Below are 11,668 nucleotides of genomic sequence, written 5' to 3'. Positions count from 1 at the left end.
GGCCCGACCAGTCCTTATCAGGACTCTCGCGGCAGCCCGGAGGCTGGTTGTCACGGGTGGCGGTTCATATCCCGGCAATGCAGACTTGATGGCAGTTGGCCGCAGAAGGCCACGCCCGTGATTCCCACGGCTCAGCTGGAAAGCTGTTGGTCTGCTTCCGTCCGCAAGTGCTGTCCGAACGAGAACGCGCACGTACATTGTCTGGTGGTGCTACAGGAAGTCACCTCATGGGACAGTGGCAGTCCAGATCCCGACAGTTGCGCTGGGACGACGCTGCTCCGCCGTCCCCCAGCTGCAGCGACCGGGCACGCAGTTGGCTCGGGAGCTTATCGTGGCCATTCAGACCCACCCAGGTGGACGGCCGCACCACGCCGTTGCCGCCGCACAGGGTGCTCCTTGGGGTAGCCTTGGGAGCTTCGCTAGCTGGAGTCGCTCCGACGGGGAGGTACCAAAGAATTCGACCTGATCGACGATCGCTCCCCTGGTTTTTCCTCGAGCCGGTCACCCGTCAGAGCCCGAGTTGCTGCCATCTGCATTACGGCCGGCGCGTGGGGCCGATAGGAAGTGGTGTCCGGCTCAGGCCGTTGCCTTGGATACCTCGGGGCACCGCAGTGTGCAGAAGCAAACAGGGAGTTGTGTACGGAAGTCACGGGGCACCTCGCAGCTCAAGAATCGTCCACGCCCGACGACGGCGCACGGTCGAGTGGACAGAGCCCGTGCTCGGTCTCGACCTATCCTCACCCTCTCTGCCTGGACAGGATGGGCTGCCGCCTGAGGCAAGTCGTAGGTCCTCCCCGGCCTGTATAGAGGGCGTGACCGCCGGCGATTATTGCGGGGCGGAACCCTCACATCTTCTCCACCCAATGACCAATATCCACAAGCCCCAGCGACCCCGAGACTGTGAATTGATCGGTGGATATCTCTGTGGATAACTTTGTGGATAGAGTTTGACGAGCCAGCGAGTTAAGCCACCCCGTAGTCACGCTCGAAGTCCACTTGCCAATACGAACTCCACCAGCCTCTTCGCCTCCCGACCTGTTTCACGTGAAACATTGCAGCGACACCTTGGATGTCGGGGAAATAGGCTGGATTTCGCGTGGAATTCGCCTCTACTGGGTTAAGTATCGGGTGCGCTTTGGGTTCGGCTTACTTGCGTCTGAAGTCATGGCAGGGACACTCCACCCCGCGCGAGATTCGAGACCGGCTGGTCGGGATGAAGGATCGACACTGGGACGCCAGTAGGCCTGTGGATACCGCTGTGCGTAAAGTCTCAGAGCCCTGTGGATAAGTTTGTGTATAACCGCCCGGCGGTACGCGTCCAAGATCGAACGTTTGGCAGCCCTTTCGATCCTTCTCGGCCCGCTCGTTGGCCGACCGATGCTTTCGTAGATTGGCGGACAGTGTGGGCGGGAGCGACGTTGCCAATGCCCTATCCAGGTTGGCAGTGGGCCGGCCACCAACGCAGCGCAGGGTGGTGCCTCCCCTGATGCTTCCCCGCTGAGAACTGCGGAGGTGCTCAGCTGAGAAGACATGTCGGTGGCTACGCCGCACGTCGCTATTTGCCCTGTGAGATCCTGCAGGGCAATGCGCGTTGGCATTGAGGAAGTTCCCTCTGCCGAAGATGCACTGTGGACCTCCCCTACGTAGCTCTCGATAGATGCCTAGTAGGTGCGTGGGTCTGTCGGTTTTAGCTAGGCCATAGGACCAGTTTCGCTCGCATGGAAATATGTGAGCAGGAATGGCCGGGACCATTTCTTGACTGCGGCCGGGTGGAGTACGTGAATGACGTCTGAGGCAGTGCCTGAGCCGGTCTATCAATGGTGCAAGTGCCCAGGCGCTCGTGGGACACACAATTGCAGCGCCAGCACGTGAAACTCGAACCCTGCAAACACCCGTGAAGCGAGGCTGACATCCATCCTGGGGCGCCACCTACACCCCCGCCTGTGGGAGCTCTCGCGCTTCCGTGTGAGCGGGCCGGCAACGAATCTCGTGGCCGGCATCGTGCACGGCTGCGACCATCGACGTTGCCGTAGTCTCACGCAGAGACACGGACGGTGCCAGGGAGAGCGAGCGGGCGTAGCCCCTGCGGTGCTTGGCTCCGCCGTCTATCCGACGGCGATTCCCCTAGCTAGCCTTCTGTACTCTCCACTGGGCCGCTAGGGCACGGTTAGGCACATCATGAGGGGGCGGGGCGTCCTGGGAGTCTCAGGCAAGGACTTGGACCGCTCCAGGCCGCTGCGGCCAGGTGGCGGATGGAGGGAGGGACGATGCGCGTAGGGTTTCGATTTGCTGAAGGGTTTTGGGCCTAGCCAGGTCCATGGACCGGTCATTGGAGGCTCAGGACTGGCGAGTCGATGCGAGGAGGCTTGTGCGCGTGGGTCGGACGGTGGGCGGTCAGGACTCCAGGGAGCGGTATCGCGCCGTGCAGGTTGGTCGATGCGGAGAGCAGTCCAAGCGGTGCATGTTCCCCTCTGCCAGCGACCGGAAGCCTCGGGCATCCGCGGTTCGCCAGGGCGGTTCTTCTACCCACGTGCACGGCCTCCCCCGGATAACGCAGGCCCGTAGAAGAGAAGCAAGGTGCACCCGACGAAGTGAGTCTGAGCTAGAAGCGCCTAACGAATAGGAATGTGGTTGCCGTCGTTCGTCAAGGGGCGCGTTGTGACTTCCTCGTGGGCGGCCACGGAGTTTTGTGTAGCCGCGTGCGCTGTCGGCGTCGCTGGTTCCAGATGCGTACAGAGGTCCCATTACCTTGGCCTGCCGGGCTTTGTTTCACGTGAAACAAAGCCCCACTATTTTGCCCGAAATACGCAAAAGTGCGGACATGCACTATGCCGGGGAGTGCTCAGCCCGCCTGGCAGAATAGTCGGTGCGGTCAGATCCACCAATCTGGGCTGTAACGCTGCTCATGGGCGGTTCCGGATGTGCCCTTAGGCTCGACTTGACGATGTTTCACGTGAAACAGCGCTGGGAGCAATCGCTGAGGCCCGAGGTGTGGAGAGCAGGTGGGCTGTCCACCCTAGCGAAAGAAAATGGAATCGATCGTTTCGAATGATCGTCTGGGACGTACCGTGTGTCCGGACACGCGGCGTGCGGAGCTCTATCCAACTCAGGGAAGCCCAAGAGCGCTGATCACGTCCTGGGTCGGGTCGCAAAATGCCAGCTGCTGGGCCATGGTCGCGTAAAGGCGGCAGCCCCGTCCTCGGACTCCCCTGGGGCGATGATCCAGGTTTGGCCGCACCCTGTTTAGGTGTCTACGTAGCCCTGGGCGTTCGCTGTAGATACCAAAAGGCGCGACGCGGAGCCGTCGCGCCGAACGCGGTTTCACGTGAAACATTGACCTTCGAGCTGGAGCATGTAACGCAAGCCCTCGGTCGATCGGGCAAGCTAAAGGGGAAGTTTAGCTCTCGCTTGATGCCGAGATAGGCGTGGACCGTAGAGCGACTTCCGTGTGTGCTCGTGCCTTCTACCTCAAACCGACTGTCGCCGGGCACTCTCACTGGCCTCCCGCTGCCGGCGGAATGTTTCACGTGAAACGAACTTCTAGGGTCTGGGGGCATTTGAGCATCCGATGCGGAAATGACAGTGAGCCGAGCCGTAGGGCACATCTCTTGGAGTCAGTGTCCCCTACCCCACGTCACAGCGATGTTGGAGGTTCAGGGTAGTCAATCCTTAGACAATATGGTGGTAGGCATCAGCTTATATACGTTGCATACGGATCAGCTTTAGGGATAGATGGATAGCGCGCCAAGGCGCTCCTCTCCAAAAAGGCCGGCAACGCGCAACCGGGACCATCCCCCACATCAGCCGACCTTCATCCCTACGAAAAACGGCGGCTCCCCTTCCGAATGGAAAGGGAGCCGCCGTTGTGGCAGTCCGATCAGCGGGCTGACCGGGTACCGCGGTTCAGACTAGGACAGGACGTCCGCGAATTCCTTCTCGAAGAACTGCTTGGGCTTGGCGCCGATGACAGTGCTCTTCACTTCGCCGTTCTGGAACAGGTACACGGCAGGGATGGAAGTGATGCCGAACTCGGCCGCGATGGCCGGGTTGTCATCAACGTTGACCTTGACGACGTTGACCTTCTCCCCGTACTCAACGGAGATCTCGTCCAGGATCGGGCCCAGCTTGCGGCAGGGGCCGCACCATTCGGCCCAGAAGTCGACGATGACGGGCTTGTCCGCTTCCAGCACGTCGGTGCTGAAGCTAGCGTCTGTTACATCTTTAGCGTTGCTCATAACCTTGTCTCTCTCTAGGGATTCTTGCCGCGCGCTGATTAGGCGTGGAGGTCTGCGAGGTAGTGTTCGACGTCGAGGGCGGCGACGCAGCCGGAGCCCGAGGCGGTGATGGCCTGGCGGTACGTGGGGTCGATGACGTCACCGGCAGCAAAAACGCCCTTGACGCTGGTCTTGGAGGTCCTGCCCTGGACGGCAATGGTACCCTCGGGTGCGAGGTCGACCTTGCCCTTGACCAGGTCGGTGCGGGGATCGTTGCCGATGGCGACGAAAACGCCCGTGACAGCCAGTTCGGTTTCGTTACCGTCAACCAGGTTCTTCAGGCGCAGGCCGGTGACCTTGTCTCCGCCGATCACGTCCTCAACACCGGTGTTCCAGACGAAGTTGATCTTCTCGTGGGCCAGGGCGCGGTCGGCCATGATCTTGGAGGCGCGCAGGGTGTCACGGCGGTGGACCACGGTGACCGACTTGGCGAACTTGGTCAGGAACAGGGCTTCCTCCATTGCGGAGTCGCCGCCACCGATGACGGCGATGTCCTGATCCTTGAAGAAGAAACCGTCGCAGGTTGCACACCAGCTCACACCGTGGCCGGACAGACGCTTCTCGTTGGGGAGGCCGAGCTCGCGGTAGGCGGAGCCGGTGGAAAGAATGATGGCGCGTGCCTGGAAGGTCTCCCCCGTGGCAATGGTCACGGTCTTGATGTCGCCGTCGAGGTCCAGCTCGGTGACATCCTCAAACTGGATTTCCGTACCGAAGCGGGCCGCCTGCTTTTCGAGGTTTTCCATCAGGTCCGGGCCCATGATGCCCTCCGGGAAGCCCGGGTAGTTTTCGACGTCGGTAGTGTTCATCAGCTCGCCGCCGGCGGTGACCGAACCTGCCAGGAGCAGCGGCTTGAGGTTGGCACGAGCCGTGTACACCGCGGCGGTGTAACCGGCAGGCCCGGAGCCGACGATGATGACATCACGTACTTCGGACGCGGTGTTTTCTGCGTTGCTCACTGAACGGTGAACCTCTTCCTTTGTCGATGCGCCACCCAGAACGGGCGGCCACATGGCACAACCGTTGCGGGTAACTGAATATTCCGGGCGCACCTAGCAGGGCCCCGGTGTACTTCCCTTAGGTTACCGGCCGCGGACGGCCACTGCCGTCCGCATTCAGCGGATTACGACTCTGCAGGCGGCGGCCAGGGCTACTGGACCTTGATCTCCGCGAGCCGCAAGCCATAGCCGTAGCGGGTCTTCGGGGCAGCCAGCTTGGGCAGGCTCTTGATGGAGATGATGACGTACTGCGCTTTGACGGGTTCCTGCAGCGGCATGGTCAGGTCCGAGGAAGTGAAGCTGTTGCTGCCCACCTGCTTGGCACCGTCCAGCGACGGCCGGTCGTTGGTGTAAACGACGATGTTGCCGCCGGAAGCACCGAGCTGGCTGAGGGTCACAGAGGAAATCTGCGCCGCGCTCTTGAGCTTGACCACCAGCGGTACGCCGTCGGGGGCAAATCCGCCCCAGCCGTCGGTGGCGAATTCCATGTCGGACCAGTAGCTCGCGGCGTTGCCGTCATAGGTCTTGACTAGGTCGCCGTCGTAGGTGGCCGCGAAGTCGAAGTTGCCCTGGCGGGTCACTGACTCGATCGCGGGCGGGACAGCTGCCGGCGGCGCGGAGCTCTGGGTGGCCGAAGGCGCACCGGAGTTCGCGGGCGTGCTCGCCGGCGCGGTCGTCTTGGCTGCCTCAGGCGTTCCACCCTTGAAGAGGCCACCCAGGTTGGTGACCGCGAAGATCAGGCCGATCACCAGGACGGCTGCCAGGAGCGCACCGACCAGCCACCGCAGGGAGCGGCGTTCGCCACGGGGAGCGTCCTCGTCATCGGCGTCGTCGTAGGAATCGTCCGCAGCGTTATTGCGGGCGAAAGCGGGGAAGTTTCCGGCAGCCCGGCCGCCTCCGGCGTCTGTTGCCGCCGGCATCGACGAGGTGCGCTGATCCGGCACCGCGTCATCGTAATCATCGTCCTCCCAGCGGGAGACTTTCGGCGCCGCGCTGCCCTGCGCCGCGGTGGGCGCCGCCTGCATGGGATGGGCCGCTGTGGGCTGCGCCGCCGCTTCCTGCGGAGCCGTCTTGGGAGACTTCGCCGCCTTGGCCGCTGCTGCTCCGGCTGCAACACCTGCTGCTCCGGCAGCTGCCGCTCCGGCCGCACCGGCGCCTACGCCCGGGGAGGCCGCCGGCGGTGCGGGGACCCGCGCCGCGGGGGCGGACGGCGACGGCGGCGTGGCGGGCTTCTGCCCGGCCGGACGCTGCTGTCCCCCATAGTTGATGTAGCCGGCGTCGACTTCCTCGTCGTCATAAAGGCCGTCGTACGTCTCGGGCTCAGTGGAGCGGGCCTGGCCGAAGATTTCGCTGCCCAGGGTGTCCGTGAAGAACGGTTCCACATACGGCGGGTTGGAGCTCACCACAAGGTCCAACAGGTCCGCGGCTGAGGTGTGGTTGGTGATGAGGTAGGTCGCGGCATCACTGACCCCCAGATCCAGGATCTGGACGTGCCCGGGACGTTCGCCCGTGGCAACTTCGCGTGCGCTCTGGGCCACCTGGTCGGCGTTGCCGGGGCCAGCTACGAGGATGCTCACAGGCCGGTTCAGCACCTGGTCCACCCCGTCCAGCACCAGATCCTGGTCATGCGAGGTCAGTACCGTGGCAGTGACCTTGTAGCGGCCGCCAAGTACTGATCCGACATCGATCGGGTGGGACACAGGTTCCTCCTAGACTGTCCGGGAGCTGCCAACCACGGCGACTTCGTCAGTCACCTGGGGCCCCGGTAAGGCTGGTTGACCCCTGGTCTGCAACTCCCCTTCTTAGTCTTCGATCCTAGCCGATGCACTGTCCGCGCCGTGTGATGCGGCGCTCTGGGGCGGAAAGGCGTTATTTTTTCCGACGGCGGTCGAAGGGGAAGTAGGGATTGTGGCCCGGCTCCCCCTGATAGGTGCGCCGGCCCGGCAGGGGAATCTCCGCGCGGCCCTGGCTGCCCTGGGCCGTGCCCGGAAGCTCCTCCTCGGGCAGGTATTCGTTGTCCGTCCGCCATCCGGCGGTCTCCCCGGACCCAAGGTCGGGGCCCGCCCGGAAGGACGCGGCGTCGAACTCGCCGGAGATCCGCGGGATCAGGCCGGTATCCAGCGACGTGGTGGCCCGTTCAGGCGTGGGGTGCAGCGGCGGGGCGTTCTCGGCGGCGACAGGTTCGCCGGCCACAGGGCCGTTTTCCGGCCCAGGCGCGCCGGGAGCCCGACGCAGGCGCCCCAGCAGCGGCTGCAACAGGTCCTGGAGTTCGGTCACCCGCAGGGCCTTGAGGAGGACGAAGTACGCGGCCAGCATGACGGGTCCGACGACGACGACCGTCACCAAGGCGGCGATCCGGCTGCTCCAGGCGAAGCCGTCCGCGTGGTAGCTGCCCATCAGCCACAGGGCGCCGGCACCCGCCACGGCCGACCCCAGTGCCGCGTAGCCCATCCGGATATAGGAGCTGGCAACGCGTGGACCATCCAGGTGGCCGAGGAGGCGGCGGAGGAAGAACGCGCTGACAAAGACCGAGAGGATGTTGCCGGCCGTGTAAAGAATTGCGATGGCGAAGATGATCTGGTCGAACGGCAGGAACTGGATGAAGAACGCGGAAACGACGTTGACGGCGGCGAGGACCAGCTGGATGAAGAACGGGGTCCGCGCGTCCTCGTTGGCATAGAACACCCTGGACATCATGAAGTTCGCGCTCATAAACGGCGTGCTGAGGGCCAGGATGGTGAGGGTCTGGGCCAGCATCACGCCGTCCTGCCGGTGGTCACCGGAGAAGAACATGCCCAGCGGTCCGGCGAGGGCAAACAGGGCCAGAGCGCCAAACACCGTAGCAACGGCCATGGTGCGCAGGCCGTGCGAGAGGGCCCGGCGGAGCTCGGCCCGGTCGCCGTCCTGGGAGGCCCGGGTCATGCGGTTAAACAGCACGGTGGCCAGCGAGAGCGCAATGATGGAGTGGGGCAGCAGGTACAGCTGGCTGGCGACTTCCAGGACTGCGTTGCCGGGCAGCGTTGCTGCGGCAGCGTGGTCGCCGGCCTGTTCGAGCCGGAGGCGTTCGGCGCCGGGGATCGTGGCGATGCGCATGACGTAGAGGAACGCGAGCTGGCCCGCGGCAGCGGTGGCCAGGGTCCACACGCTGAGCTTCGCTGCCTGGCCCAGGCCCACACCGCGCCAACCGAACCGGGGCCGCAACCCCAGGCGCAGCCGGAAGACCGGAACCAGCAGGATGGCTGTCTGCGCGATCACACCGATGGTGGAAAAGCCGGCCACCAGGAACGTCTGGAAGGGACCCCAGTTATCGAGGGTGTGGGGGTTGGCGGCGTTCGCGCCGAGGATGGCAATAAACATGCCCAGTCCGGCGATCGCGACGATGTTGTTCAGGATCGGTGCCCACATGGCCGGGCCGAACGCCCCGTTGGCGTTGAGCACCTGGGTCAGCAGGGCGTAGAGGCCGTAGAAGAAGATCTGCGGAAGGCACCAGAACGCGAAGGTCACGGCCAGCGACTTCTGCTGTGGCGAGTAGCCCTGCGTGGTCAGCTCGATCACCCACGGGGCAAGGAGGGTCACCACCAGCGTCAGGGACAGCAACACCACCACGGCGAGGGTCAGGAGGCGGCTGATGTAGTCCGCGCCGCGGTCCGGGCCCTTGCTTGCCTTGATGATCTGGGGCACCAGGACCGCGTTGAACACGCCGCCGGCCACCAGCAGGAAGATGAGGTTCGGGAGGTTGTTGGCGTTGATGAACGTGTCGGTGACCGTCGACCCAAGGCCGAGGGCGGCCGCCAGCATCCACGTCTTTCCGAAGCCCAGGAAGCGCGACACCAGGGTTCCGGCCGCCATGACGGCACTGGAACGTGCCTCTCCGGCGGGATTGGGCTGGGCGGCGGCGGACCCGGAGGGGACGGGCTTCGCTGATCGGGGCTTGGCGGCAGACATTATCTTCATCGTCTCACCCGGGCCCGGCTTTGTGGGTATTCACAGGGCCCGACGGCGCACCGAACGGCTGTCCCTGCTGCCGGGGCGGCCCGGTCAGCCTCAGCGGTGCTCGGGCAGGACTTCCCGGGCGAGGTCCGCAATACGGCGCTCGTTCGGGAAGGAAAGCTTGCGGGCGAGTTCGTGGATCGGCACCCAGGCGACGTCTACGGCCTCCTGGTCCGGATCATTCTCGATGGTCAGCTCGCCGCCGGTGGAGCGCAGGAGATAGTGGTGCACGGTCTTGTGGACGCGGTGTCCGCTGACCGTGAACCAGTAGTCAATGCTTCCAAGGGGCGCGAGGATGGTGCCTTCGATGCCCGTTTCCTCCGCGATTTCACGGACCGCGGCTTCCTCGTTGCTTTCCTTGCCCTCCGGGTGTCCCTTCGGCAGGCACCATTCGAGGCGTCCGCCGCGGTTGAGGCGGGCAATGATCGCGACCCGCAGTTCGGCGTCGGACGTGTCCACCACCACTCCGCCGGCCGAGATTTCCTCGACGGTGGGCAGCGAGGCCTGGCCCGGATGCTGGGCGGGCGCGACATTGGCGCCGATTGCCGATGGCAACGGCGCGTTTGTCCTCCTGCCGGGAGCGCTCGGTACGGGATGGGCCATGCAGTCCACTCTAACGACTCTTACCCGGACTTGATGACCTAAACATGACAGGAAAGTGGCCCGGCGGAAAACTGGATTGACGGCCGCCGACCTCCCTGCCGCACGCGGCCGCGGATCGAAGGCGACTCCGGTGTGGTGCTGGCCGGGATTTCTGACAAGCTTAAGAGACTATGGCGCACGCACATCACCAGACTGACACCCACACCGTTGATTTCCACGTAGATCCGGTGGTCATTGAGCTCGGGCAGCGCTTCGTCGACGCCGGTCACGAGCTCTCCCTGGTGGGCGGGCCCGTGCGTGACCTCTTCCTGGGCCGCGTCTCACCGGATTTGGATTTCACCACGGATGCCACGCCGGACCAGACCGTGGCACTGATCAAAAAGTGGGCTGATAACTACTGGGAGATCGGCCGCGCCTTCGGCACCATCGGCATGCGCAAGGCCGGCTTCCAGATCGAGATCACCACGTACCGTGCCGAGGCCTACGATCCCGAGTCCCGCAAGCCCGTGGTCGCCTTCGGCTCGTCGCTCACTGACGACCTGCAGCGGCGGGACTTCACCATCAACGCCATGGCCCTCCGGCTGCCCGGATTGGAACTGGTGGACCCCTTCGGCGGCGTCCGAGACCTGCACGCCTCCACCCTGGCCACGCCCGGTTCACCCGAGGACTCCTTCTCGGACGACCCGCTGCGGATGATGCGGGCCGCACGCTTCGCCGCGCAGCTGGGCGTTTCGGTGCACCCGGAAGTGCGCCAGGCCATGACGAAAATGGCGGAGCGCATCACTATCATTTCCGCGGAGCGCGTCCGCGACGAGCTGGTCAAACTCATTTGCGCCCCCCGGCCCCGGACCGGCGTGGACCTGCTGGTCGAGACGGGACTCGCCGAGTTCGTGCTGCCCGAGGTATCGGCCCTGCGGCTCGAATCCGACGAGCACCACCGGCACAAGGACGTCTACCAGCACTCGCTCCAGGTCCTGGAACAGGCGGCCGCGTTGGAATCGGACGCTGACGGCCCGGTGCCCGGGCCGGACTTTGTGCTCCGTTTCGCGGCCCTGATGCACGACGTCGGCAAGCCGGCCACCCGCCGTTTCGAACCGGGCGGCGCGGTGAGCTTCCGCCACCACGACATGGTCGGATCCAAACTGACGTCCAAGCGGATGAAGGCCCTCCGCTTCGACAATGACACCGTGAAGGCTGTGGCACGCCTTGTGGAACTGCACATGCGCTTCTACGGGTACGGCGACGCCGGCTGGAGCGACTCCGCGGTCCGCCGCTACGTCACCGACGCCGGGCCCCTGCTGGAGCGGCTGCACCGGCTCACCCGCTCGGACGTGACCACCCGCAACCAGCGCAAGGCCGAGCGGCTGGCCTTCGCCTACGACGACCTCGAGGCGCGCATCGCTGCCCTGCGCGAGCAGGAATCACTCGACGCCGTCCGCCCGGACCTCGACGGTGGCCGCATCATGGCGCTGCTGGGGCTCAAACCGGGGCCTGTTGTGGGCCGGGCCTACAAGTTCCTGCTCGAGGAACGCATGGAACACGGCCCGCTCGATCCCGCCGAGGCCGAAGCCAGACTGCATGAATGGTGGGCGCAGCAGCCGGAAGCTGCCGCCGTCGACGTTTCCCCAACAGAGGAGTCCTAAGTGATTGCACCTTCCAACGGTCCCCGTCCCCAGCTCTGGATCCTCCGGCACGGCGAGACGGAATGGTCCAAGAGCGGGCAGTACACCGGACTCACCGACCTTCCGCTCACGGTTGAGGGCGAGCAGCAGGCAGTAGAGGCACGAAAGGTGCTCGACGCCGTCG

General features: G+C 64.6%; 7 protein-coding genes. 2 read left to right on the top strand and 5 right to left on the bottom strand.

What is annotated here, in order from left to right:
- Window positions 1-3,908: 3,908 nt before the first annotated feature.
- The 5 genes from trxA to AC1DHD_RS08700 form a co-directional block, all read right to left on the bottom strand.
- Window positions 3,909-4,235, bottom strand: coding sequence for a thioredoxin (gene trxA, locus AC1DHD_RS08720; RefSeq protein WP_476879328.1), 327 nt, complete (start codon window positions 4,233-4,235; stop codon window positions 3,909-3,911).
- 38 nt (window positions 4,236-4,273) lie between these two features.
- On the bottom strand, window positions 4,274-5,230 hold the full coding sequence (gene trxB, locus AC1DHD_RS08715) for a thioredoxin-disulfide reductase (RefSeq protein ID WP_476879327.1): 957 nt from the start codon (window positions 5,228-5,230) through the stop codon (window positions 4,274-4,276).
- Window positions 5,231-5,421: 191 nt separating this feature from the next.
- Window positions 5,422-6,969, bottom strand: a complete 1,548-nt coding sequence (locus AC1DHD_RS08710; protein ID WP_476879326.1) for an ABC transporter substrate-binding protein — start codon at window positions 6,967-6,969, stop codon at window positions 5,422-5,424.
- Window positions 6,970-7,138: 169 nt separating this feature from the next.
- Window positions 7,139-9,223 carry a murein biosynthesis integral membrane protein MurJ gene (gene murJ, locus AC1DHD_RS08705; RefSeq protein WP_476879325.1) on the bottom strand — a complete coding sequence of 695 codons (2,085 nt, stop codon included), beginning with the start codon at window positions 9,221-9,223 and terminating at the stop codon, window positions 7,139-7,141.
- Window positions 9,224-9,313: 90 nt separating this feature from the next.
- On the bottom strand, window positions 9,314-9,862 hold the full coding sequence (locus AC1DHD_RS08700) for an NUDIX hydrolase (RefSeq protein WP_476879324.1): 549 nt from the start codon (window positions 9,860-9,862) through the stop codon (window positions 9,314-9,316).
- Between the two features lie 170 nt (window positions 9,863-10,032).
- Between AC1DHD_RS08700 and AC1DHD_RS08695 the strand changes: the two genes are divergently transcribed.
- Window positions 10,033-11,505 carry a CCA tRNA nucleotidyltransferase gene (locus tag AC1DHD_RS08695; RefSeq protein WP_476879323.1) on the top strand — a complete coding sequence of 491 codons (1,473 nt, stop codon included), beginning with the start codon at window positions 10,033-10,035 and terminating at the stop codon, window positions 11,503-11,505.
- The coding region (locus AC1DHD_RS08690; RefSeq protein ID WP_476879329.1) for a phosphoglycerate mutase family protein at window positions 11,506-11,668 on the top strand (163 nt) is incomplete at its 3' end.

Source organism: Arthrobacter sp. 05L45_2 (genome assembly GCF_056397525.1).
Note: the sequence above shows the minus strand (reverse complement) of the source record. Positions and strands in the feature narration are given on the sequence as shown.

What these genes read in the sequence shown, in the direction of transcription:
- AC1DHD_RS08700 (WP_476879324.1), bottom strand. Translation starts at nt 9,862, where the DNA reads ATGGCCCATCCCGTACCGAGCGCTCCCGGCAGGAGGACAAACGCGCCG.
- murJ (WP_476879325.1), bottom strand. Translation starts at nt 9,223, where the DNA reads ATGAAGATAATGTCTGCCGCCAAGCCCCGATCAGCGAAGCCCGTCCCC.
- trxA (WP_476879328.1), bottom strand. Translation starts at nt 4,235, where the DNA reads ATGAGCAACGCTAAAGATGTAACAGACGCTAGCTTCAGCACCGACGTG.
- AC1DHD_RS08695 (WP_476879323.1), top strand. Translation starts at nt 10,033, where the DNA reads ATGGCGCACGCACATCACCAGACTGACACCCACACCGTTGATTTCCAC.